The sequence below is a fragment of the Streptomyces sp. WI03-4A genome (assembly GCF_033792105.1).
Taxonomy (GTDB): Bacteria; Actinomycetota; Actinomycetes; order Streptomycetales; family Streptomycetaceae; genus Streptomyces; species Streptomyces collinus_A.
This window is the reverse complement of sequence record NZ_JARAUO010000036.1, coordinates 38,488-61,038: the sequence shown is the minus strand read 5'-3', so window position 1 is coordinate 61,038 and position 22,551 is coordinate 38,488. Positions and strand designations below refer to the sequence as shown.

The following is a 22,551-nucleotide window of genomic DNA, read 5'->3' as shown; positions in this document are numbered from 1 at the left end:
GGTCCGCAGCCGGGCGGGAATGAGGCCGCGCCCGTGGCGCCCCCGCGTCCGGCCCGCCGCCCCGGCTCGGAGGCCGGCCGTGCCGAGGGCCCACCGGCGGCGCCTCCGCGGCCGGCCCACCGGCCGGCCACGTCGTCCGCCGGGCCGGAGTCGCTGTCGGAGACGACGACCCGGCTCCGGCCGTTCCGCCCGCAGCCGCAGCCGCAGCCGCAGCCGCAGCCGCAGCAAGCTCAATCACCACATTCCGCCTCGGCCCCTGCCGACGCCTCTGCCTCGCGGGGTGAACAGGCGGTACAGGCACCCGCTTCCGTGCCCGGTGCGCGCGCGGGGCGGAGCCAGGGCGCGCCCGCCCAGCCAGCGAGCCCCCCGACCGCCTCCCCGGACCCCGCCCTGTCCTGGAGCGCCGGTGCCGCCGTGCGGCCCGTGGTGTCCTTCGGGGAGCCCGAGGGGTACGACGGATACGACGAGCGGATGCGGGCCCGGCCGCTGGGGCTGCGGATGCGGCCCGGGACCGCCGCTGCCGCCGCCTGCCTGGTCCTCGGGCTCGGCCTCATCGGTGGTGCGGTGACCGGGAGTTGGCTGACCGGTGACGGCGGCGACGGACCGGCGGGAACCGAGTTCAGCGCGGCCGCGACGCTCTGGCACAGCGTGCCCGTGGACCAACTGTTCCCGCCCACGGTGAAGGGGACCGGCGCCGGACCCGGCGGCGCCGACCGCACCTGGACGCGGATCGCCGTGGCCCGGGACAGCGGCTGCGCCGACGCCTTCGACCCCCTGCTGCGCAGGGCGGTCGCCCCCGTCGGCTGCCGTCGGCTGCTGCGCGCCACCTACACCGACGCCACGCAGAGCTATGTCACCACCGTCGGCCTGCTGTTCACCAAGGGCGACCCCGCCGCCATGTCCGCGCTCGCCACCCGTTTCCGCAAGGAGCACCTGGACCGCCGCGCCGACCTGATGCCCCGGCCCTACGCCGCCAAGGGCACCGCGGCCGCGCACTTCGGCGACCGACAGCGCGCGAGCTGGACCATCTCCGTGCTCACCGACATCCCTGTCGTCGCCTACGCCGTCTCCGGCTGGGCCGACGGCCGCACCGTCGACTCGCCCCAGCCCGCCGCGGACGCCGTACACTCCGGCGCCACCACCGCACCCGCCCAGGCCGGCCTCGGCAACGAGGCCCAGGGGCTGGCCGACCGCGTCGAGCGGCGGCTGCGCCAGACAGCAGGCAGGGCCACGGAGAAGCCCTCATGACGAGACCGACGACGACGCGACCGACCCGCGGCCGCCGCCGCGCCACCGCCTCGGCCTTCATCGCACTGCTCGCCGGTTCGCTCGCCGTGCTGCCGTCCGCCGCGGCCCACGCCGACAGCATCCGCGCCCAGCAGTGGGGCCTCTCCGCCCTCCACCTGGACGAGGCGTGGCGCACCACCAGGGGCCGGGGCGTCACCGTCGCGGTCCTGGACACCGGCGTCGAGGCCGACCATCCGGACCTCGCCGGGAACGTGCTGCCCACCAAGGACATGATCGGCTTCGGCGCCGGACCCGGCGACCGCGCCTGGGCCCGGCACGGCACCGCCATGGCCGGCATCATCGCCGGGCACGGCCACGGACCGGGCCGCACCGACGGTGTCGTGGGCGTCGCGCCCGAGGCGAAGATCCTGCCCGTGCGGGTCATCCTGGAGGACGGCGACTCCGCCCGCACCAAGGCCCGCACCACCCGGGGCAACGCCCTCGCCGACGGCATCCGCTGGGCGGCCGACCACGGCGCCGACGTCATCAACCTCTCCCTCGGCGACGACTCCGCCTCCGCCCACCCGGAGCCCAGCGAGGACGAGGCCGTGCAGTACGCCCTGAAGAAGGGGGTCGTCGTCGTGGCCTCCTCGGGCAACGGGGGCGACAAGGGCGACCACGTCTCCTACCCGGCCGCCTACCCGGGCGTCATCGCCGCCACCGCCGTGGACAAGTTCGGCACCCGGGCCTCCTTCTCCACCCGCCGCTGGTACGCGGCGGTCAGCGCACCCGGCGTGGACGTCGTGATCGCCGACCCCGACCACAAGTACTACGAGGGCTGGGGCACCAGCGCGGCCTCCGCGTTCGTCTCCGGCGCGGCCGCCCTCGTCAAGGCGGCCCACCCCCGACTCACCCCCGCCCAGATCAAGAAGCTCCTGGAGGACACCGCCCGCGACGCCCCGGTCGGCGGCCGCGACGACTCCCGCGGCTTCGGGATGATCGACCCGGCGGCCGCCCTGAAGGCCGCGGCCCGCCTCGAACCGCGCCGACTGCACCCGGCGTCGTACAGCGGGAAGTACTTCGGCCCGGGGCCGGACACGGCCGGCCCCGCCGGCTCCGCCGCCGACTGGGCGGGCCCCCTGGCGGGCGGCGCGGGCGCGGTCCTGCTGGTGGCGTCGGTCGTCCTGTGGCGGGGCCGCCGGACCACCCGCTGAGCCCGGTCCGACGGTACGAGGACGCCGGGCGCGGCACGACGCCTCGAAGGACGCCGAGCCAGGCCCCCGCGTGCCTACGAGGCCGCCGCGAACCCGGACACCGCCGCCTTCGCGGCAGCCTCCACCAGCGAGATTCCCCTCGCCTTGCTGACGGTCCCCTCCGACAGCACCGCCACCAGGTAGCCGGCCCCGTCCACGCGCACCCGGCCGATGCTGTTGACGTCCCACAGCCCCGTCGTACTGCGCGGCAGCCACCCGTTCTTCAGGGCCGGGGACGACCCGGGGGCCGCGGCGGAGACCCCCCACCGCTGGTCCGGCTCCACCGACTCCATCAGGCCCCGCACATACGCCCGCGAGGCCGCGCTCAGCCGGGAATCCGTCGTGAACACCTGTCGCAGCAGGCGCAGTTGGTCCGCGGCGGTGGTCCGGGTCAGCCCCCACAGCTCACCGGCGCCACCGGAGGTCGAGCCGAGTCCGAACCGCCGGTTCGCCGCGTCGAGCCCCTCGCCCCGCCCGATCGTGTGCCACAGCGCGGTGGCCGAGGCGTTGTCGCTGTTCTCGATCATCTTCGTGGCGTACGCCTTCTCGGTATCCGTCAGCTGCCGTCCGGCGTCCTGCGCCTGGAGCAGCAGAGCGGCGAGGACGTCGACCTTGACGATGCTCGCCGTGTCGAAGGCGTCCCCGCCGTACACGGCACTGTCACCGGAGGCCGGGTCGAACACGGCGGCCGACACCCGTGCCCCCGACGGCACCGTCACCGACGCCATGGCCCGCGACAGCGACGCCTTCCGCACGACGGCGGAAGGCGAGGTAGCGGGTTCCACCGATGCCTCCTCGCCCGCCGTGGCCGGGGAGGAGGAGGCCGACGGCGTCGCCGCCGACGATACGGCCCCGGCACCGGGGTGCGCGCGTGCCGTGACGTAGACCGTCCCGCCCGCCGTCGCCCCGGCGACCGCGACCACGGCCAGCGCGATCAGCGGCAACGGACGATGGCGGCTACGGCGGGCACGGCGGGCGTCACGGGCGCTGCGGGCCCGGTCGCGGCGGGCTCTGGGGGACTCCATGCCCGCGATGCTCGGGGCGGGGCCTGTGCGCCACATGGGACGCGGATGAGAGCCAGGTCAGCGAATCGGGGATTCCTGTGCACCGGCTGGGCGGCCCGGCCCCCGGGCCCCGGAGACCCCGCGTCCCGGCCCCGGCCCCGGCCCCGTACGAGCGGGGCGGCTTCCCCCTATAGGGTCGGTGACCGTGGCGAACAAGAACATTCCCGACCCCGGCTTCTCCGACGACGACGGCTCCGCCGACCCCCGGCTGAGCGCCGCTCTCGCCGCCTGGGCCGAGGACCGCACGGCCGTCGGCCCCGTCCTGGAGGCGCTGCGCGGCGCCCGGCTGCTCGTGCCCGTCGTCGCGGTGCTCGGCGAGGTCGAGGAGGACGAGAACGGGCTGCGCCGCGAGAAGACCAGCGACATGGCCGTGCCGACGCTGAAGGCCGGCCCCCGCACCGCCCTGCCGGCCTTCACCTCCACCGACTCCCTGGCCCGCTGGGACCCGGCGGCCCGGCCCGTCGCCGTACCCCTGCACCAGGCGCTGCAGGCCGCCGCGCACGAGAAGGCCGACACGGTCGTGCTGGACCTGGCCGGCCCGGTGCCGTTCGAGCTGACCGGCCCGGCGCTGCTCGCCCTGGCCGAGGGCCGGACCAGCACCGACCCGCTCGCCGACCCGGCCGTGGTCGAGGCCGTCCGCGCCGCCGTGGCCGGCGTGCCCGCCGTGCTGCGCGCGCACCTCGGTCCCGGCCAGGCCGACGGCACCCTCGCCCTGGTCCTCGACCCGGCCGCGCCGCCCGCCGAGGCCGCCCGCGCCGTCGCCGAGCGGCTGTCGGCCGACGAGACGCTGAGGGCCCGCCTGGTACGCGGTCTCGACCTGGCACTCCTGCCGGCCGGGACCACGCCTCCGGGCGAGCCCCTGTACGTACGCGGGTGAACTAGCCGTAGACCGGGCCGGTGTACTTCTCGCCGGGACCCTGGCCCGGCTCGTCCGGCACGATCGACGCCTCGCGGAACGCCAGCTGCAACGACTTCAGGCCGTCGCGCAGGGGGGCCGCGTGGAAGGAGCTGATCTCGGTCGCGCTCGCGTCCAGCAGCCCGGCCAGCCCGGTGATCAGCTTGCGGGCCTCGTCCAGGTCCTTGTACTTGTCGCCCTCCTCGCTCAGCCCGAGCTTGACGGCGGCGGCGCTCATCAGGTTGACGGCGACCGTCACGATCACCTCGACGGCGGGGACCTCGGCGATGTCCCGGGTCATCGCGTCGAAGTCGGTGTTCTCAGGAGGGGTCTCACTCATGCCCCACACGATAGGCGAGGGCCGGCGGTCCCCCTCATCAGCCCCGTCCCAGCGCCCACGCCCCGATTAGCCCCGGTCGGGCGATCCTGGTAGCCTGGTTGTCGACCGGCCGGACACCTATGTGCTCGGCCCACAAGTGGAGGCTCCGCTCTCCCACCCTGACCGTCCTCCGGGACGGCGGGTCATCCGGTCAGACGGCCACCATCGTTCCGTACGGACGATGGAGCCGTCCGAAAGCGCGCCCCGCGGTCATCGCGGCGGTGCTCCGGTTGCCATGGAGCCCCGCCTGTGATCGTCCGGGGCATTTTTTGTGCTTCGGCGCGGTTAGGTCTAACGAAAAGACGTTACTCGGCGGTCCGCCAGACCGTCGTGTGGTGCTACCGAGGAGGATCCATCAGCGCCGAGCCCCGCATCAACGACCGGATTCGCGTTCCCGAAGTGCGACTTGTCGGTCCCAGCGGCGAGCAGGTCGGGATTGTTCCGCTTGCCAAGGCCCTTGAGCTTGCTCAGGAGTACGACCTCGACCTCGTCGAGGTGGCGGCGACCGCTCGTCCGCCCGTCTGCAAGCTCATGGACTACGGGAAGTTCAAGTACGAGTCGGCCATGAAGGCTCGTGAGGCGCGCAAGAACCAGGCGCACACGGTCATCAAGGAGATGAAGCTCCGGCCGAAGATCGACCCGCACGACTACGACACCAAGAAGGGTCACGTCGTCCGGTTCCTCAAGCAGGGCGACAAGGTCAAGATCACGATCATGTTCCGTGGTCGCGAGCAGTCCCGGCCCGAACTGGGCTACCGACTGCTGCAGCGGCTCGCGGAGGACGTCCAGGACCTCGGTTTCGTGGAGTCGAACCCGAAGCAGGACGGCCGGAACATGATCATGGTCCTCGGTCCGCACAAGAAGAAGACCGAGGCGATGGCCGAGGCCCGTCAGGCGCAGGAGGCCCGCAAGGCCGACGCGAAGGCGAACCCCGGCAAGTCGCAGAACCCCGCCGAGGCGGAGGGCCTGTCCGAGGCGGAGGCCCCGTCCGAGGCGGAGGCCCCGTCCGAGGAGCACGCCGAGGCGTGACCCCGGGGGACTCACGTCCCCAGGTTTGTAACCGAAACACAGAGCGACGCTCGACCGTGCCCGGTTTTCGCGACCGGGCACCAGAGCGCCACCGACGAGGAGAGAACGGCGCTATGCCGAAGAACAAGTCGCACAGCGGTGCCAGCAAGCGCTTCAAGGTCACCGGCTCCGGCAAGGTGCTCCGCGAGCGCGCCGGCAAGCGCCACCTGCTCGAGCACAAGTCGTCCCGCGTGACGCGCCGCCTCACCGGCAACGCCGAGATGGCCCCGGGCGACGCCGCGAAGATCAAGAAGCTTCTCGGCAAGTGACGTCACGGCGCCGCCTGAGCGCCGTACGTCTGGACCGGGACCCAATCGTTTCCGGGTCGTGTGAGTACCCCCACGGCCCCGCTACAAGGAGTTAACAAGTGGCACGCGTCAAGCGGGCAGTCAACGCCCACAAGAAGCGCCGGGCGATCCTCGAGGCGGCCTCCGGCTACCGCGGTCAGCGCTCGCGCCTGTACCGCAAGGCCAAGGAGCAGGTCACCCACTCGCTGGTCTACAACTACAACGACCGCAAGAAGCGCAAGGGCGACTTCCGTCAGCTGTGGATCCAGCGCATCAACGCCGCTGCCCGCGCCAACGGCATCACCTACAACCGCTTCATCCAGGGTCTGAAGGCCGCGAACGTCGAGGTCGACCGCAAGATCCTGGCCGAGCTGGCCGTCAACGACGCGAACGCGTTCGCCGCGCTCGTCGAGGTCGCCCAGAAGGCGCTGCCGTCGGACGTCAACGCCCCCAAGGCCGCGTGACGCCGGACCGGCTTCGAGCTGACGCTCACTGAGGGACCCGCAGGCTGTATGGCTTGCGGGTCCTGTCGTTGCGGGGCCCGCCCCGCCGGCGCCACCAGAAGAAGACTTTCCCGAAGGTGAAGAAGAGGATGCCGCCCGCCCCCGAGCTGATCTCCCCCCGGTCCGCACGCGTCTCCGCCGCCCGCCGGCTCGCCCGGCGCAACTTCCGGGGCAAGGACCGGCTGTTCCTCGCCGAGGGGCCGCAGGCCGTCAGGGAAGCGGCCGCGCATCGGACCGACGGCGTCCCCGTCCTCGTCGAGCTGTTCGCCACCGTCGAGGCCGCCGACCGCTACGCCGACATCGTGGGAGCGGCCCGCGACGCCGGCGCCCGTCTGCACCTCGCCTCCGAAGAGGTCATCGCCGACATCTCCACCACCGTCACCCCCCAGGGGCTCGTCGGTGTCTGCCGGTTCCTCGACACCCCCTTCGCCGACGTGCTCGCCGCCGGGCCCAGGCTCGTGGCCGTCCTCGCCAACGTCCGTGACCCCGGCAACGCCGGGACCGTGCTGCGCTGCGCCGACGCCGCCGGCGCCGAGGCGGTGGTGCTCACCGACGCCTCCGTCGACCTGTACAACCCCAAGGCCGTCCGCGCCTCCGTGGGCTCCCTGTTCCACCTCCCGGTCGCCGTGGGCGTGCCTGTCGAACAGGCCGTGCGGGGGCTGCGGGACGCCGGGGTGCGGATCCTCGCCGCCGACGGGGCCGGCGACCACGACCTGGACCAGGAACTCGACAAGGGCACCATGGGCGGTCCGACCGCCTGGCTGTTCGGCAACGAGGCCTGGGGACTCCCCGAGGAGACCCGCGCCCTCACCGACGCCGTCGTCCGCGTCCCCATCCACGGCCGGGCCGAGAGTCTGAACCTCGCCACCGCCGCGGCCGTATGTCTCTACGCGTCGGCGCGGGCACAGCGTGCCTCCGGAGGGTGCCGCTCCGTCACCGAGAGCTAGTAGGGTGACCCACTCGGGGCCCTGCGCCGTCTGAGAGGTGGGGTACGGGGATGAGTGTGGCCGGCACGAGCACCGCGCCGGAGGGACGGGACGCGCGGCGGGCGCCCGCGCCCCGGTGCGGGGACGACACCGGCGTCGACCCCGACCAGCTGCCCGACGGCCTCGTCGTCGCCGACGAGAACGGCCGGGTCGTCCGCTTCAACGCCGCCGCCGAACGCGTCACCGCCGTCCGCGCCGCCGAGGCCCTCGGCCGCCCGCTGGAGAAGGCGCTGCCGCTCGAGGACCTGGAGGGCCGCCGCTGGTGGCAGCTCACCGACCCCTACGGCGGCCTCGCCATCCGGGTCCGCCAGCCCGAGCGCAACCTGCTGCTGCCCGGCGGCCGCGAGGTCCTGGTCTCCGCCCGCTACGTGCGCGCCGAACCCCTCGGACCCGTCCGGTGCGTCGTCGTCTCGCTGCGGGACACCGAGGCCCGCCGCCGCACCGAGCGCAGCCACGCCGAGCTGATCGCCACCGTCGCCCACGAGCTGCGCTCCCCGCTGACCTCCGTGAAGGGCTTCACCGCCACCCTCCTGGCCAAGTGGGAACGCTTCACCGACGACCAGAAGCGGCTGATGCTGGAGACCGTCGACGCCGACGCCGACCGGGTCACCCGGCTGATCGCCGAGCTGCTCGACATATCCCGGATCGACAGCGGCCGGCTCGAGGTGCGCCGCCAACCCGTCGACATCGGCGCGGCCGTCGGCCGGCACATCCACGCCTACGTCGCCTCGGGCCAGCCCGCCGACCGGTTCCTGCTGCGCATCGAGCAGCCGCTGCCCGCCCTGTGGGCCGACCCCGACAAGGTCGACCAGGTGCTGAGCAACCTGCTGGAAAATGCCGTGCGGCACGGCGAGGGAACCGTCACCATTGACGTCACGCCCTCGGCGTCCCCGCGCGAGGGCGAGGAAACCGGCACGTCGGTCACGGTGAGCGACGAGGGGCCAGGCATCCCGGAGGAGTCCATGAACCGCGTCTTCACCCGCTTCTGGCGGGGCAGCAAGCGCGGTGGCACGGGCCTCGGGCTCTACATCGTCAAGGGCATCGTCGAAGCCCACGGCGGTGTCATCACGGTCGGCCGCGCCACCGGCGGCGGCGCCGAGTTCCGATTTACGTTGCCCGTGAGCACGCCGGCGTATCTCGCCTAGCGGCCCACGGGCTCTTCGCCTGTCTCCACCCCGTTAGACTCGGCCTTTGGCACCTTTGTGTCCTACACACGACACACGGCACACGGCCCTCAGGCAGCACGGAGTCGGTGACGGGGACCATCCGCCAGCTAATCGGAAGCACGGGAAGAGATGTCGGCACCCAATAAGTCGTACGACCCAGTCGAGGTCGAGGCGTTGAAACCGGAAGAGATCGAGCGCATGCGGGACGAGGCGCTCGCCGCCTTCGCCGCCGCGGACTCCCTCGACGCGCTCCACGAGGCCAAGGTCGCCCACACCGGCCCCGCCTCCCCGCTGGCCCTCGCCAACCGCGAGATCGGCGCCCTGCCGCCGCACGCCAAGGCCGACGCGGGCAAGCGCGTCGGCATGGCCCGCGGCGCCGTGAACAAGGGCCTCGCCGCTCGTCAGGGCGAGCTGGAGGCCGAGCGTGACGCCCGCGTGCTCGTCGAGGAGGACGTCGACGTCACGCTGCCGTACGACCGCGTGAGCGCCGGCGCCCGCCACCCGCTGACCACGCTCTCGGAGCGCATCGAGGACATCTTCGTGGCCATGGGCTACGAGGTCGCCGAGGGCCCCCAGGTCGAGGCCGAGTGGTTCAACTTCGACGCGCTCAACATCGGCCCCGACCACCCGGCCCGGGGCGAGGCCGACACGTTCTTCGTGCAGGGCCCGGACGGCGGCACCGAGTCCGGTGTCGTGCTGCGCACCCACACCTCGCCGGTCCAGATCCGCTCCCTGCTGGAGCGCGAGCTGCCGGTCTACGTGATCTGCCCCGGCGTCGTCTACCGCACCGACGAGCTGGACGCCACGCACACGCCCGTCTTCCGCCAGGTCGAGCTGCTCGCCGTGGACGAGGGCCTGACCATGGCCGACCTCAAGGGCACCCTGGACCACATGGTCCAGTCGCTGTTCGGCGAGGGCATGAAGACCCGGCTGCGGCCGAACTTCTTCCCCTTCACCGAGCCGAGCGCCGAGATGGACATGCTCTGCTACGTCTGCAAGGGCGAGTCCGTGGGCAACCCCGACCGGCCCTGCCGCACCTGCTCCAGCGAGGGCTGGATCGAGCTGGGCGGCTGCGGCATGGTCAACCCGCGGGTGCTCACCGCCTGCGGCGTCGACCCGGAGAAGTACAGCGGCTTCGCCTTCGGGTTCGGCATCGAGCGGATGCTGATGTTCCGCCACAACGTCGAGGACATGCGAGACATGGTCGAGGGTGACGTCCGGTTCACCCGGCCGTTCGGGATGGAGATCTGATGCGGGTCCCGCTTTCTTGGCTGCGGGAGTACGTCGACCTGCCGGCCACCGAGACCGGCCGCGACGTCCAGGCCAAGCTCATCTCGGCCGGTCTCGAGGTCGAGACCGTCGAGCAGCTCGGCGCCGACCTCAAGGGCCCGCTGGTCGTCGGCCAGGTGCTGACCATCGAGGAGCTGGAGGGCTTCAAGAAGCCGATCCGCTTCTGCACCGTCGACGTCGGCCAGGCCAACGGCACCGGTGAGCCCCAGGAGATCGTCTGCGGCGCCCGCAACTTCGCGGTCGGCGACAAGGTCGTCGTGGTCCTCCCGGGCGCCACGCTGCCCGGCGGCTTCTCCATCGCCGCGCGCAAGACCTACGGCAAGACGTCCCACGGCATGATCTGCTCCACCGACGAGCTGGGCATGGGCGACGACGGTACCCACGGCATCATCGTGCTGCCGCCGGAGACCGAGGTCGGCAAGGACGCCATCGAGCTGCTGGAGCTGGTCGACGAGGTCCTGGACATCGCCGTCACCGCCAACCGCGGCGACTGCCTGTCCATCCGCGGCGTCGCCCGCGAGACCGCCATCGCCTACGGCCTGCCGCTGCGCGACCCGGCACTCATCGACGTACCGGGCCCGAACGCGTTCGGCTACCCGGTCCAGGTCACCGACCCGCACGGCTGCGACCGCTTCACCGCCCGCACCGTCACCGGTCTGAGCCCCGAGGCGCGCTCCCCGATCTGGCTCCAGCGCCGGCTGCAGAAGGTCGGCATGCGCCCGATCTCGCTCGCCGTCGACGTCACCAACTACGTGATGATGGAGCTGGGCCAGCCGCTGCACGCCTACGACCGCACGCTGGTCCAGGGCACCATCGGCGTGCGCCGGGCCGAGGAGGGCGAGAAGCTCGTCACCCTCGACGGCGTCGAGCGCAGGCTGCACGCCGAGGACCTGGTCATCACCGACGACCGCGGCCCCATCGGCCTCGCCGGCGTGATGGGCGGTGCCAACACGGAGATCGCCGACCACACGGACGCCGGGAACGGCGCCGCCCCGACCACCGACGTCGTGATCGAGGCCGCCCACTTCGACGCCGTCTCCGTCGCGCGCACGGCCCGCCGCCACAAGCTGCTGTCCGAGGCGTCCCGCCGCTTCGAGCGCGGTGTCGACCCGCAGGCCGCGGCCGCCGCCGCCCAGCGCACCGTGGACCTGCTGGTGCTGCTCGCCGGCGGCACCGCCGAGGCGGGCGTCACCGAGGTCGTCGCGCCGTCCGCGCCGCACACCATCACCGTCCCGGCCGACCACCCCGACAAGGTCGCGGGCGTCACCTACGGCCGCGAGACGGTGGTGCGCCGGCTCCAGGAGGTGGGCTGCGACGTCTACGGGCAGGACCAGCTGGTCGTCACCGTCCCGTCCTGGCGGCCCGACCTGACCGACCCGAACGACCTCGCCGAGGAGGTCATCCGGCTGGAGGGCTACGAGAACCTGCCCTCCACGCTGCCGAGGCCCCCCGCGGGCCGCGGCCTGACGCACCGGCAGCGGCTGCACCGCCGGGTCGGCCGCGCGCTGGCCGGCGCGGGCTACGTCGAGGCGCCGAACTACCCCTTCGTCTCCGAGCAGGTCTTCGACCACCTCGGCCTGGAGGCCGACGACCCGGCCCGCCGTGTCGTCAGGCTGGTCAACCCGCTCAACGACGAGGAGCCCGCGCTCCGCACGACGCTGCTCCCGGGCCTGCTGGGCGCCCTGCGGCGCAACGACGGCCGCGGTTCGCACGACCTCGCCCTGTTCGAGACCGGTCTGGTCTTCCGGCCGCGCGAGGAGCAGCCCGCCGCCGTCCACCTGACCGTCGACCGGCGTCCCACCGACGAGGAGATCGCGCGGCTGAACGCCGCGCTGCCCGAGCAGCCGCGCCTCGTGGCCGCCGTCCTCGCGGGCGCCCGTGAGCAGGCCGGCTGGTGGGGCAAGGGCCGCCCGGCCGACTGGGCCGACGCCGTCGAGGCGGCGCGCGCGGTCGCCGGTGAGGCCGGCGCGGACCTGATCGTCCGCAAGGGCAGGTACGGCCCGTGGCACCCCGGCCGCTGCGCCGAACTGGCCGTCGTCGTGGACGGCACGGAGCAGGTCGTGGGCCACGCGGGCGAGCTGCACCCGCGCGTCGTGAAGGCGCTCGGGCTGCCCGAGCGCACCTGCGCCATGGAGCTCGACCTGGACGCGCTGGAGGCCGCCGGCGACGGCATCCCTCAGGCGCCGGGCATCTCCGCGTTCCCGGTCGCCACGCAGGACGTCGCCCTCGTGGTCGACAAGCCGGTCCCGGCCATCGAGGTCGAGGCGGCGCTGCGCGAGGGCGCGGGTGAACTGCTGGAGTCCATCCGGCTGTTCGACGTGTACGAGAACGCGGACCAGCTCGGCGACGGCAGGAAGTCGCTGGCGTACGCGCTCCGCTTCCGGGCCACGGACCGGACGCTGACCGTGGACGAGGCGTCGGCCGCCCGGGACGCCGCGGTCGCCCTGGCGGGCGAGCGGACCGGGGCGGTGCTGCGGGGCTAGCCGCCGCAGGGCTTCGCACGCGGCCGGCCGGGGTCTTCCCCGGCCGGCCGCGCTGTTTCGCCGCGTCCCCGGCGTCCCCGGCGCATAAATGCGGGTCGGAGGGGGTGCGTTCTCACTCGTTCGGGTGGGAAAACCGGGTGATCCCCCGCCGCCCGGCGCATGCCTCGACAGAATCGGACCGGCCTTCCGGGGCCGGTCCGTCCGCTCTGTCAGGGCCCACATGGGGGACCAGAGGCATGATCCGCATCAAGACACGGACGCCCGCGGCACGAGAGGGCGTACTCCCCGCGGTCTGGGGAGCGTTGGCGGTCGGCTACAAGTTCGGCTGCCCACTCGCCCAGCAGAACGGACTCGGCGCCCGCATCGTCACCGGCGCCGTGTTCTTCGCGGTCGGCACCGGCCTCATCGTCCAGGTCCGCCGCTCCCTGCTGCGCGAACTCCGGCAGGCCCGGCGGGTGGCGGGCGCCGCGCAGAGCGTGCTGCTGCGGCCCCCGCCGCCCCGCCTCGACGGACTGCACCTGGCGGCCGGCCAGCTCTCCGCCGACCGGGGCGCGGCCATCGGCGGCGACCTCTACGAGGCCGTCGCCACCGAGCACGGCGTCCGCGTGGTCATGGGCGACGTGCGCGGCCACGGACTCGCCGCCCTCGGCACCGCCGCCGCGCTGCTGGGCAGCTTCCGTGAGGCCGCCCACGACGAGCCCGAACTCGCCCTCGTACTGCGCCGGCTGGAGCGGGCCCACGCCCGCCACCTCCGGGACCGCTGCCGCGCCGACCACCCGGCGAGCGGGCGGGACCCGGGCCCCCCGGTCGCCGAGGAGTTCGTCACCGTCCTGCTGCTGGAGATCGCCCGCGACGGGCAGCTGCGCGCGCTCAACTGCGGCCATCCATGGCCCTACCTGCTCAGCGGCACCCGGGTGGAGCCCCTCACCCGCGCCGACCCGCTCCCGCCGCTCGGCGCCTTCCCGCTCCCGGCGGAACCGGCCGCCGAGTCCTGCGGCCGGCTGCTGCCCGGCGAGTCGCTGGTGCTGTTCACCGACGGCGCCGAGGACGCGAGGGACGCCCGGGGCCGGTTCTTCTCCCTGCCGACGGTGCTGCGCGAGGCCCTGGGCCACCACCCGGTGACCCCGCAGTCGGTGCTCCGCACGGTCTTCGCGGCCCTGCTGCGGCACACGGCGGGCCGGCCGGTGGACGACGTCGCGGTCCTGGTCCTGCGCAACGACCGGCGCGGGGCGCGTTCCCCGGGACCGTGCGACACCGGCACGGACGCCGCCGTGCCGGCCTGACCCCTTATCAGGTCTTGGACGTCGTCCGGTGTACGTCAGGGGCGCCAGTCCGCCTCCAGGTCGTGGGAGTCGGTCTTGGTGAGCTTGGTCGTTCCGGTGCCGTCCGCGCGGACCAGGTACAGGTGTTCGGGGTCCGCGTCGTCGCCTCCGCCTCGGGTGAAGACCAGCCGGCTGCCGTCCGGGGACCACGAGGGGTACTTGTCGTTGAAGCGGGCCGAGGTGATGCGGTGCACTCCGGTGCCGTCGGGGCGGACGAGGTAGAGATGTGCGAAGCCGGAGGAGTCGACCCGGCTGAAGACGATGCGGTTGCCGTGCGACCAGTCCGGCGTCCAGTCGTGGGAGCCGGAACCGGTGACCGCCGTCTGGGCCAGGGTGGACAGCCGAATCCGCATCACCCTGCTGTGTCCGCCGGCGTCCGCCCGGTTGAACGCGAGGTACTTGCCGTCCGGGGACCACGTCGGATGGAGGTCGTCCGCCGTGGTGTGGGTGAGCCGGGTGGCCGGCGTGCCGTCGATGTCGGCCACGTAGATCTCGCGCTGGGTGCCGACCGGCTTGGCATAGGCGATCCGCTTGCCGTCCGGGGACCACGCCGGGTCGGACGCGCCCTTGGTGCCGGGGACGGCCTTCAGGTCCGCCCCCGTGGTTTTCATCGTCCAGACGCCGTCGATGGCGCCGCCGGATCCGTAGCGCACGAAGGCCACTCGCTTGCCGTCCGGGGACCAGCTGGGCATCACGTCGCTGACGGTGGGGGTGTGGGTGAGCTTGACCGGCGTGCCGCCGCCGGCCGAGACGGCGTAGAGGTCCTCGACGGGAGCTCCCGCGGTGTAGCGGGCGAAGACGATGGGATGGTCCGTCGCCGCTCCCGCGTCTCCTGCCGCGCTGAGCGTCAAGGGAAGGGTCATGGCGAGCGCGGCGGCGGTCACCGCCGCCCGGCGACGCCTCGTCGTGCCGGCTCCGCCCGTCCTGACGGTTCTTCGTCCCCCTCCGGCGGTCCCGCCGTTGCCGGTTCCGTGGTGCAGGTGCGTCAAGGTGTCCCCCCGATGGCTGTCCGCGACCCGCCGCGGGCCGCTCCGGCGGTAAACATCCCACCCGGCAGAGCTCGGGGGAAGCGACGGCGGCCGTGGGTACGAGCTCTGTGACACGTTCCGTACGCCGCCGCCACATACGAAGGGTGCCGCCATGGCCGGGCCGCCGCTTTTCGAGGGGGAGCCGACGGCCCGGCCGACCTCTTGCGAGGCACCTCAGTCAAGCGGCGGAACACGCTCGGCGACAGTGCGCGCACCGTGCGGATGCGCGTACTCCGTTCACACCCCGTGTGAACCCGGAAGCACTACGCTGACCGCACCAGGCCACCCGGGGGGCAACCCATGCAGCCCAACACTCTGCTCGACGCGATCCTGGACGAGGCGGGGGTCTCCCACGCCGGTCTCGCCGCCCACGTGAACCAGGCGGGCCGGCGGCGGGGCCTCGCGCTCCGCTACGAACACACCGCCGTGGCGCGGTGGCTGAAGGGCCAGCGGCCGCGCGGCCAGGTGCCCGACCTGATCTGCGAGGTGCTCGCCGGCCGGCTGCACCGGCCGGTCACCCTCGACGACATCGGCCTCGGCGTGCCCGGGGAGCCCAGCACCCCGCCCACCGGCTCGCTCTCCGGTTTCGTCGAGCGCGCCACCGCGCTGTGGCGCTCCGACGAACAGCAGCGTCCGCACGTGCTCGACGCGCCCGCGGTCACCGGCACCCCCGCCGTGATGCCGGTCTGGGAGTGGGAGAACCCGCCCGAGGACACGGACGTCTCCCGCGGCGGCCGGCACCGGGTCACCCCGGCCGACATCGAGATGCTGCGCGCCGCCCGCACCCACTACGAGCAGATGTACCGCAAGGCCGGCGGCATCGCGACCCGCACCCGTATCGTCGGCTTCCTCAACGCCGAGGCCGCGCCGTTGCTGCGCGGCAGCTACACCGACGCCACAGGGCGCCAACTGCACCGCGCCACCGGCGGGTTGGTGGCCATCGCGGGGATCTGCGCGTACGACTCCGACGCGCACGGGCTCGCCCAGCGCTACTTCCACCAGGCACTCAGGCTGGCGAAGGCCAGTGGGGACCGGGGACTCGGCGCCTACGTGATCGCGCTGCTGGTCAACCAGGCGCTGTTCATGCGGGAGTACCGGCAGGCCGTCGCCTTCGCCGAGGCCGCGCTGCGCGCCGCGGGCAAGCACATCACCCCGGCGCTCGCCTCCGACCTGTACGCGATGCAGGCCAAGGCGTACGCCCACCTCGGCGACGGCGGCAGCGCGCTGTCCTGCATCCGGCGCGCCGAGACGGCCGCCGACCGTATCCGGCGCGGGTACGAGCCCGACGAGACCGGCTACGTCCAGCCGGGCCTGGTCAACGTGCAGGTGGCCGAGGCGCTGCTCAGCCTCGGGGAACTCGCCGCGGCCCGGGAGCACGCGGCGGCCGCGGTGGACAACCCGGCGCACGACCGGGGCCGGGTGCACCGGCTCGCCATGCTGAGCACGATCGAGCTGCGCCAGGGCAACGCCGACAAGGCCGTGGCCACCGCCGTGCGGATGGCCGAGCAGGCCCGCGGGATGGAGTCGCGGCGGCTGCGCGACCGGTTGCGCGCGGTACGCGAACACCTGGTGCGCTGCGGCTCGGCCGGAACCGCGGAAGCCGCCGAGCTCATCGACGGCGCACTGCGCGTACCGCTGTAGGCGCCCTGTAGGTACACAGTCCCTGCTGCGATATTGCCACTTACTCGTCGGAAGGTGGCAGAACCGTGCAGTGGACGAAACAGAACGAACAAACTGTGTATGAAAACCGCTGGTTCAGCGTCAACCTCGCTGATGTCGAGCTGCCGGACGGCCGGCACCTCGACCACTTCCTCATCCGGCTGCGGCCGGTCGCCGTCGCCACGGTGGTCAACGAGGCCAACGAAGTCCTCCTGCTGTGGCGGCACCGGTTCATCACCGACAGCTGGGGCTGGGAACTGGCCGCCGGCGTGGTGGAGGACGGCGAGGACATCGCGACCGCGGCCGCCAGGGAACTGGAGGAGGAGACCGGCTGGCGGCCGGGACCCCTGCACCACCTGATGAGCGTCGAGCCGTCCAACGGCCTCACCGACGCCCGGCACCACATCTACTGGTCCGACCGGGGCGAGTACGTCGGACACCCCGTGGACGACTTCGAGTCGGACCGCCGGGAGTGGGTCCCGCTCAAAGTCGTCCCCGACCTGATCGCCCGGGGGGAGGTCCCGGCCGCCAACATGGCGGCCGCGTTACTCCTGCTGCACCACCTCAGGCTCGCCGATGACTAGTGGGCCGCCAGCACCTGCCAGACCGTCACCACCAGCGCCCCCAGTGCGGTGAGCGCGGCGAGCGAGGGCAGCGGCCAGCGCGCGTGTTCCAGCGAGATCATGCGCGAGTGCAGCTCGTCCACTTCCTTGGCGGTCTCCTCGGTGCGGTGACTGAGCAGAGCGAGACCGCCCTCGACGCGGGCGTACGCCACGTCGAGTCGGCGCCGTAACTCTGCGAGTTCACCAGGGACCACGGGACGCTCCGGATCGGTGGTCACGGGTCCACTCCTTTCCGTAGTCGAATGCGCTTGCTTCGCATCCCTTGCATGCGCATCAAGAGTGAACTCGCCTGGTGGGCGCGAGGGGAGCGTGTGCGAAGGGCATATGCGGGCCCGGCGCGCACACGGTGTGTGAAACGCGTGGGCCCGGCACCAGAACCGGTGCCGGGCCCACGGGAGTGGCGGACGGTAGTCAGCCGTAGTTGTAGAAGCCGGAACCCGTCTTCCGGCCGAGCCGGCCGGCCTCGACCATGCGCTGGAGCAGCGGGGGAGCGGCGTACAGCGGCTCCTTGTACTCGGCGTACATCGAGTTGGCGATGGAGACGATGGTGTCCAGACCGATCAGGTCGGACAGCTTCAGCGGGCCCATCGGGTGGGCGCAGCCCATCTCCATGCCGTTGTCGATGTCCTCGCGGCTCGCGATGCCCGACTCGAACATGCGGATCGCGGACAGCAGGTAGGGCACCAGCAGGGCGTTCACGACGAAGCCGGAGCGGTCCTGGGCACGGATGGCGTGCTTGCCGAGCGTCTTCTCCGCGAAGACCTGGGCGCGGCTGAGGGTGCCCTCGGAGGTGGTGAGCGCCGGGATCAGCTCGACCAGCGCCTGCACCGGAGCCGGGTTGAAGAAGTGGATGCCGACCACGTGGTCCGGACGCGAGGTGGCGACCGCCAGCTTCACCAGCGGGATCGAGGAGGTGTTGGAGGCCAGGATCGCGTCCGCGCGGGTCACCACCTGGTCGAGCACCTGGAAGATCTCGGTCTTCACCTGCTCGTTCTCCACGACGGCCTCGATCACCAGATCGCGGTCGGCGAACTCGCCGAGGTCGGTGGTGAAGCTCAGCCGGGCCTGGGTGGAGTCCCGCTCCTCCTCAGTGATCTTGCCGCGCTCGGCGGCCTTGGCCAGGGAGTTGAGCAGCCGGGTACGGCCGATCTCCAGGGCCTCGCCGGTGGTCTCGGCGACCTTCACGTCCAGTCCCGCGCGGGCGCACACCTCGGCGATGCCCGCGCCCATCTGGCCGCAGCCCACGACTCCGACGCGCGTGATATCTCCCGATGGGAAGCCTGTCACTTCGTCCCCTTCGCTGGTTCTCCGGCTCGCTGGCAGACCTCCGGGGTTCGGCGCCTGCTCCGATCGTGCACGTTACCGCGAAGTATCGATGATCGATCGTCCGGGTGGGGGCATTCTGGGGCGCGGAACGATCCGTGACGGCGCGGATCCGGAGCGTGTGGGGTGTGTGGATGGGTTTCCTGTCACGGCGCGCGTTCGCGACGGCCGCCCTCTCGGCGCTGGCGACGGCGGGCGGCGCGGCCGCGGCCGGCCCCGTCCCCGGCCGGCGCGAGCCGCGGGCGGCGACCGAGATGCGGGGCGTGTGGCTGGCGACGGTGTCCCACCGCGACTGGCCCTCGCGCACCGGCCTCACCGCCGCCGAGCAGCGCGGGGAGCTGATCGCCCACCTGGACCGGGCGGTGCGCGCCCGGCTCAACACGGTCGTCTTCCAGGTGCGGCCCATGGCGGACGCCCTGTGGCCCTCGCCGTACGAGCCCTGGTCCGAGTACCTCACCGGCACGCAGGGCGTGGACCCGGGCTGGGACCCGCTGGGCACCGCCGTGCGGGAGGCGCACGCCCGCGGCCTGGAGCTGCACGCCTGGTTCAACCCGTACCGCGTCGCCGATCACACCGACCCCGCCCGGCTGGCCGCCTCGCACCCGGCGCGCATGCACCCGGACTGGGTGGTGACGTACGGCGGCAAGCTCTACTACGACCCGGGGCTGCCCGAGGTGCGCGCCTTCGTGCAGCGGGCCATGCTCGACGCGGTCGCCCGGTACCCGGTCGACGCCGTGCACTTCGACGACTACTTCTACCCCTACCCCGTGGCCGGGCAGACCTTCGACGACGACGCCGCCTACGACCGCCACGGCGGCGACTTCGGCAGCCGCGCCGACTGGCGCCGCGACAACGTCGACCGCCTGGTGCGGGAGATGGCCGCCGGCATCCGACGGGTGCGGCCCGGCACCCGGTTCGGGATCAGCCCCTTCGGCGTGTGGCGCAACGCCGCCACGGACTCCCGCGGCTCGGACACCCGGGCGGGCGTGCAGACGTACGACGACCTGTACGCGGACACCCGCACGTGGGTCCGCAACCACTGGATCGACTACGTCGTCCCGCAGCTCTACTGGCACATCGGCTTCGCCGCCGCCGACTACGCGACCCTGGTCGACTGGTGGGCGGAGGTGGCCGAGGGCACCGGGACCCGTCTCTACCTCGGCGAGGCGCTGTACAAGGCCGGGGCCGCCGGGCAGCCGTCCGCGTGGCAGGACCCGGTGGAACTGTCCCGCCACCTCACGCTCGCCGCCCGCCACCCGCAGGTGCGCGGGCACGTCTTCTTCGCCGCCAAGGACGTGGCGGCCGATCCGGTCGGTGCGATGGCGCGGGTGGTCGCCGACCACTACCGCGAGCCGGCGACGCCACCGCGCTGATCTAGTGCTGTCGTTCGTCCCTGTGCTTGATCTGGCAGTCGGGGCCGGGGGACATGACCGCCTCGTGCCCGTCCGGGAACCGGACGCGGTAGGGCGGGTTGCCCTCGGCGCCCATCACCTCGACGACTTCCGAGACCTGGTCGTGCTGACCGACCACTCTGCCGTGCTGAACGAGCTGGTCGCCCACGATTGCGCGCATCGGGCCCTCCTCACGGTCACGACCGTTGGGTGACGGCGATGCAGACGAGCACGGCGACAGCGGTCAGCGGAGCGGCCGCAGTAAGGTGCTCGCCCAGCAGCAGCGCCGACCACACCAGTGTGAGCAGCGGCTGGGCCAACTGCAACTGGCTGGCCCTCGGTATCCCGATGGCCGCCATCCCGCGGTACCAGACGACCAGACCGAGGAACTGCGAGCCCAGCGCCACCCACAGCAGACCCGCCACACCGTGCGCGGTCAGGTGCACCGGCTCGTACGCCAGCGCCACCGCGGCGGCCGGCAGGCTCAGTGGCAGGCACAGCACCAGCGCCCAGCCGATGACCTGCCAGCCCGGCATGACCCGGGCCAGCCTGCCGCCCTCGGTGTAGCCGGCCGCGCACACCACCAGCGCGGCGAAGAGGTAGCCGTCGGCCGTGGTGAGCGCGCCGCCGCTCTGCCCGACGGTGAAGGCGAGCACGGCCGCCGCGCCCGCCAGCGCCGCCACCCAGAACCGCCGCGACGGCCGGTGGCCCGTGCGCAGCGCCGAGCAGACGGCGGTGGTCAGCGGCAGCAGGCCGACCACGACCGCGGCGTGCGAGGTGGTCGAGGTCTGCAGGGCGAGCGTGGTCAGCATCGGGAAGCCGAGCACCACACCCAGCGCGACCACGGCGAGGCCCGGCAGGTGCCGGCGCTCGGGCAGCGGCACGCGCAGCGCCAGCAGACAGCCGCCCGCCACGAGCGCCGCGAGCACACCGCGCACCGCCACCAGGGACCAGGGCCCGAAACTCTCCAGCCCCCAGGCGGTGGACGGGAAGGTCAGGGAGAAGGCGATCACGCCGAGGGCGGCCAGCACGGTGCCGGAGGACCGGCCTTCGCGGGGCGCGGGGACCGCTATCGCCGTGGGCGCAGTAGCGCTACTCTGTGCTCTCATGCAAGAGCGTAGCAGTGTGGGGGAGCTGGTGGAACAGCTACGGCGGGAGCTCGACCGCTACTCGCCGGGTGGAAAGCTGCCGTCGAGCAGGGCTCTCGTCGAGCGGTTCCGGGTGAGCCCCGTGACCGTCTCCCGGGCCTTGGCCCAGCTCGCCGCCGAGGGCCTGGTCGTCACCCGGCCCGGCGCCGGCGCCTTCCGGGCGGCGCGCCCGCACGCGCCGGCCGAGCCCGCCGGCGACACCTCCTGGCAGGAGGTCGCGCTGAGCGCCGACGGCACCACCGACCTCGTCCCGCGCACCGTGGACGCCTACGGCGTCACCGTCTCGCTGGCCGCCCCGCCGCCCGGCGTGCTCGAGTTCAGCGGCGGCTACCCGCACCCCTCCCTGCAGCCCGAGCGCGCCATGGCCGCGGCCCTGGCCCGGGCCGGACGGCGGCCCGGCGCCTGGGGGCGGCCGCCGCTGGAGGGCCTGCCGGAACTGCGCGAGTGGTTCGCGCGCGGCATCGGCGGGGCCGTCACCGCCGCCGAGGTGCTGGTCGCCGCCGGCGGCCAGTCCGCCCTGGCCACCGCCTTGCGCGCGCTGGCCCCGCCCGGCGCGCCGGTGCTCGTCGAGTCGCCCACCTACCCGGGCATGCTCGCCCTGGCCCGCGCGGCCGGCCTGCGCCCGGTCCCGGTGCCCGTCGACGCGGACGGTGTGCGCCCCGACCTGCTCGCCGACGCGTTCCGGGCCAGCGGCGCCCGGGTGTTCGTCTGCCAGCCGCTCTTCCAGAACCCGACCGGCGCGGTCCTGGCGCCCGGCCGCCGGGCCGAGGTGCTGCGCATCGCCCGCGCGGCGGGCGCGTTCGTCGTCGAGGACGACTTCGTACGCCGCCTCGTGCACGCCGACGCGGGACCGCTGCCCCGCCCGCTCGCCGCCGACGACCCGGACGGCGTCGTCGTCCACGTCGGCTCCCTGACCAAGGCGACCTCGCCCAGCTTCCGGGTGGCCGCGCTGGCCGCGCGCGGGCCCGTCCTGGAGCGCCTGCGCGCCATCCAGGTCGTCGACAGCTTCTTCGTGTCGCGCCCGCTCCAGGAGGCCGCCCTGGAACTGGTCGGCTCCCCGGCCTGGCCCCGCCACCTGCGGTCCCTCTCGGCCGAACTGAAGACCCGCCGCGACACCATGACGGGCGCCCTCTCCCGCCACCTCCCGGAACTCGCCCTGCCGCACATCCCGGCCGGCGGCTACCACCTCTGGGTGCGCCTGCCCGACGGGGCCGACGAACGCGCCCTGACCGCGGCCGCCCTGCGCGCGGGCGTCGCCCTCACCCCGGGCCGGCCGTACTTCAGCGCCGAACCCCCCGCGGGCCACCTCCGTCTCAGCTTCGCCGCCGTGGCGAGCACGGGCGAGATCACCGAGGGCGTCCACCGCCTGCGGACGGCGTGCGACGAGGCGCTGTAGCGCGGCCCGGCCCCCGGATTATCCGGTCGACTCCGGGTCACCGGGGCTGTGAGGATCTGC

Annotated in this window: 22 protein-coding genes; 15 read left to right on the top strand and 7 right to left on the bottom strand. The window is 73.5% G+C overall.

Translation table 11 applies throughout. The features are described 5' to 3' along the window. Window positions 1-426: 426 nt before the first annotated feature. Together PV343_RS29540 and mycP are read left to right on the top strand one after the other, a co-directional pair. Entirely contained in the window at window positions 427-1,248 is an 822-nt protein-coding gene (locus PV343_RS29540) for a hypothetical protein (protein ID WP_415923522.1), read from the top strand. Beyond that, a complete protein-coding gene (gene mycP, locus PV343_RS29535) occupies window positions 1,245-2,441 on the top strand; it encodes a type VII secretion-associated serine protease mycosin (protein ID WP_319150065.1) in 1,197 nt (398 codons plus the stop codon). Before PV343_RS29540 ends, mycP begins: the two co-directional genes overlap by 4 nt. Window positions 2,442-2,515: 74 nt before the next feature. On the opposite strand, the gene PV343_RS29530 is transcribed toward mycP, so the two are convergent. Continuing rightward, complete coding sequence (locus tag PV343_RS29530; RefSeq protein ID WP_319150063.1) at window positions 2,516-3,505, bottom strand: serine hydrolase; 990 nt, start codon at window positions 3,503-3,505, stop codon at window positions 2,516-2,518. Window positions 3,506-3,689: 184 nt separating this feature from the next. Between PV343_RS29530 and PV343_RS29525 the strand changes: the two genes are divergently transcribed. Then, window positions 3,690-4,421 (top strand): SseB family protein, encoded by a 732-nt coding sequence (locus tag PV343_RS29525; protein ID WP_319150062.1) that lies wholly within the window; start codon window positions 3,690-3,692, stop codon window positions 4,419-4,421. Between the two features lies 1 nt (window position 4,422). Here the strand turns inward: PV343_RS29525 and PV343_RS29520 are convergent, their stop codons facing one another. Then, on the bottom strand, window positions 4,423-4,779 hold the full coding sequence (locus PV343_RS29520) for a DUF1844 domain-containing protein (RefSeq protein WP_145881329.1): 357 nt from the start codon (window positions 4,777-4,779) through the stop codon (window positions 4,423-4,425). A 369-nt stretch (window positions 4,780-5,148) separates the two neighbouring features. Here PV343_RS29520 and infC point away from each other — a divergent pair, with 369 nt between their 5' ends. The 8 genes from infC to PV343_RS29480 all read left to right on the top strand — a co-directional run bounded on the left by infC (window position 5,149) and on the right by PV343_RS29480 (window position 13,884). Continuing rightward, window positions 5,149-5,847: a translation initiation factor IF-3 gene (infC, locus tag PV343_RS29515; protein WP_319150060.1), complete on the top strand. Its 699-nt coding sequence runs from the start codon at window positions 5,149-5,151 to the stop codon at window positions 5,845-5,847. A 113-nt stretch (window positions 5,848-5,960) separates the two neighbouring features. Next, window positions 5,961-6,155, top strand: a complete 195-nt coding sequence (gene rpmI / locus PV343_RS29510; RefSeq protein ID WP_004933563.1) for a 50S ribosomal protein L35 — start codon at window positions 5,961-5,963, stop codon at window positions 6,153-6,155. Window positions 6,156-6,253: 98 nt separating this feature from the next. After that, window positions 6,254-6,637, top strand: a complete 384-nt coding sequence (gene rplT / locus PV343_RS29505) for a 50S ribosomal protein L20 (protein ID WP_020938960.1) — start codon at window positions 6,254-6,256, stop codon at window positions 6,635-6,637. A 128-nt stretch (window positions 6,638-6,765) separates the two neighbouring features. Further along, window positions 6,766-7,623, top strand: a complete 858-nt coding sequence (locus PV343_RS29500; RefSeq protein WP_319150115.1) for a TrmH family RNA methyltransferase — start codon at window positions 6,766-6,768, stop codon at window positions 7,621-7,623. 50 nt (window positions 7,624-7,673) lie between these two features. Then, entirely contained in the window at window positions 7,674-8,807 is a 1,134-nt protein-coding gene (locus tag PV343_RS29495; RefSeq protein ID WP_319150059.1) for an ATP-binding protein, read from the top strand. A 150-nt stretch (window positions 8,808-8,957) separates the two neighbouring features. After that, on the top strand, window positions 8,958-10,079 hold the full coding sequence (gene pheS / locus PV343_RS29490; RefSeq protein ID WP_319150058.1) for a phenylalanine--tRNA ligase subunit alpha: 1,122 nt from the start codon (window positions 8,958-8,960) through the stop codon (window positions 10,077-10,079). Further along, complete coding sequence (gene pheT / locus PV343_RS29485; protein WP_319150057.1) at window positions 10,079-12,601, top strand: phenylalanine--tRNA ligase subunit beta; 2,523 nt, start codon at window positions 10,079-10,081, stop codon at window positions 12,599-12,601. Before pheS ends, pheT begins: the two co-directional genes overlap by 1 nt. 236 nt (window positions 12,602-12,837) lie before the next feature. Next, a complete protein-coding gene (locus PV343_RS29480) occupies window positions 12,838-13,884 on the top strand; it encodes a PP2C family protein-serine/threonine phosphatase (RefSeq protein ID WP_319150056.1) in 1,047 nt (348 codons plus the stop codon). 35 nt (window positions 13,885-13,919) lie between these two features. Here PV343_RS29480 and PV343_RS29475 read toward each other — a convergent pair whose 3' ends face one another. Next, on the bottom strand, window positions 13,920-14,786 hold the full coding sequence (locus tag PV343_RS29475) for a hypothetical protein (RefSeq protein WP_319150055.1): 867 nt from the start codon (window positions 14,784-14,786) through the stop codon (window positions 13,920-13,922). A gap of 465 nt (window positions 14,787-15,251) precedes the next feature. Here PV343_RS29475 and PV343_RS29470 point away from each other — a divergent pair, with 465 nt between their 5' ends. Both PV343_RS29470 and PV343_RS29465 read left to right on the top strand, forming a co-directional pair. Next, the gene (locus PV343_RS29470; protein WP_319150054.1) at window positions 15,252-16,592 is read left to right on the top strand and encodes a transcriptional regulator; all 1,341 of its coding nucleotides are present in this window, start codon (window positions 15,252-15,254) and stop codon (window positions 16,590-16,592) included. A gap of 65 nt (window positions 16,593-16,657) precedes the next feature. Continuing rightward, entirely contained in the window at window positions 16,658-17,194 is a 537-nt protein-coding gene (locus PV343_RS29465; RefSeq protein ID WP_133922948.1) for an NUDIX hydrolase, read from the top strand. Here PV343_RS29465 and PV343_RS29460 read toward each other — a convergent pair. Then, window positions 17,191-17,451, bottom strand: coding sequence for a hypothetical protein (locus PV343_RS29460; protein ID WP_319150053.1), 261 nt, complete (start codon window positions 17,449-17,451; stop codon window positions 17,191-17,193). The two genes, PV343_RS29465 and PV343_RS29460, sit on opposite strands and share 4 nt — an antisense overlap. Window positions 17,452-17,644: 193 nt before the next feature. Continuing rightward, window positions 17,645-18,520, bottom strand: coding sequence for a 3-hydroxybutyryl-CoA dehydrogenase (locus PV343_RS29455; RefSeq protein WP_319150052.1), 876 nt, complete (start codon window positions 18,518-18,520; stop codon window positions 17,645-17,647). 170 nt (window positions 18,521-18,690) lie between these two features. On the opposite strand from PV343_RS29455, the gene PV343_RS29450 reads away from it, so the two are divergent. Beyond that, on the top strand, window positions 18,691-19,929 hold the full coding sequence (locus tag PV343_RS29450; RefSeq protein WP_319150051.1) for a glycoside hydrolase family 10 protein: 1,239 nt from the start codon (window positions 18,691-18,693) through the stop codon (window positions 19,927-19,929). A 1-nt stretch (window position 19,930) separates the two neighbouring features. Here the strand turns inward: PV343_RS29450 and PV343_RS29445 are convergent, their stop codons facing one another. Then, complete coding sequence (locus tag PV343_RS29445; protein WP_319150050.1) at window positions 19,931-20,128, bottom strand: DUF1918 domain-containing protein; 198 nt, start codon at window positions 20,126-20,128, stop codon at window positions 19,931-19,933. 16 nt (window positions 20,129-20,144) lie between these two features. Continuing rightward, on the bottom strand, window positions 20,145-20,960 hold the full coding sequence (locus tag PV343_RS29440) for a DMT family transporter (protein ID WP_388238046.1): 816 nt from the start codon (window positions 20,958-20,960) through the stop codon (window positions 20,145-20,147). Here PV343_RS29440 and PV343_RS29435 point away from each other — a divergent pair. Next, a complete protein-coding gene (locus PV343_RS29435) occupies window positions 20,929-22,491 on the top strand; it encodes a PLP-dependent aminotransferase family protein (RefSeq protein WP_415923520.1) in 1,563 nt (520 codons plus the stop codon). The two genes, PV343_RS29440 and PV343_RS29435, sit on opposite strands and share 32 nt — an antisense overlap. Window positions 22,492-22,551: the final 60 nt, after the last annotated feature.

What these genes read in the sequence shown, in the direction of transcription:
- mycP (WP_319150065.1), top strand. Translation starts at nt 1,245, where the DNA reads ATGACGAGACCGACGACGACGCGACCGACCCGCGGCCGCCGCCGCGCC.
- PV343_RS29530 (WP_319150063.1), bottom strand. Translation starts at nt 3,505, where the DNA reads ATGGAGTCCCCCAGAGCCCGCCGCGACCGGGCCCGCAGCGCCCGTGAC.
- PV343_RS29520 (WP_145881329.1), bottom strand. Translation starts at nt 4,779, where the DNA reads ATGAGTGAGACCCCTCCTGAGAACACCGACTTCGACGCGATGACCCGG.
- rpmI (WP_004933563.1), top strand. Translation starts at nt 5,961, where the DNA reads ATGCCGAAGAACAAGTCGCACAGCGGTGCCAGCAAGCGCTTCAAGGTC.
- PV343_RS29500 (WP_319150115.1), top strand. Translation starts at nt 6,766, where the DNA reads ATGCCGCCCGCCCCCGAGCTGATCTCCCCCCGGTCCGCACGCGTCTCC.
- PV343_RS29495 (WP_319150059.1), top strand. Translation starts at nt 7,674, where the DNA reads ATGAGTGTGGCCGGCACGAGCACCGCGCCGGAGGGACGGGACGCGCGG.
- pheS (WP_319150058.1), top strand. Translation starts at nt 8,958, where the DNA reads ATGTCGGCACCCAATAAGTCGTACGACCCAGTCGAGGTCGAGGCGTTG.
- pheT (WP_319150057.1), top strand. Translation starts at nt 10,079, where the DNA reads ATGCGGGTCCCGCTTTCTTGGCTGCGGGAGTACGTCGACCTGCCGGCC.
- PV343_RS29480 (WP_319150056.1), top strand. Translation starts at nt 12,838, where the DNA reads ATGATCCGCATCAAGACACGGACGCCCGCGGCACGAGAGGGCGTACTC.
- PV343_RS29475 (WP_319150055.1), bottom strand. Translation starts at nt 14,786, where the DNA reads ATGACCCTTCCCTTGACGCTCAGCGCGGCAGGAGACGCGGGAGCGGCG.
- PV343_RS29470 (WP_319150054.1), top strand. Translation starts at nt 15,252, where the DNA reads ATGCAGCCCAACACTCTGCTCGACGCGATCCTGGACGAGGCGGGGGTC.
- PV343_RS29450 (WP_319150051.1), top strand. Translation starts at nt 18,691, where the DNA reads ATGGGTTTCCTGTCACGGCGCGCGTTCGCGACGGCCGCCCTCTCGGCG.
- PV343_RS29445 (WP_319150050.1), bottom strand. Translation starts at nt 20,128, where the DNA reads ATGCGCGCAATCGTGGGCGACCAGCTCGTTCAGCACGGCAGAGTGGTC.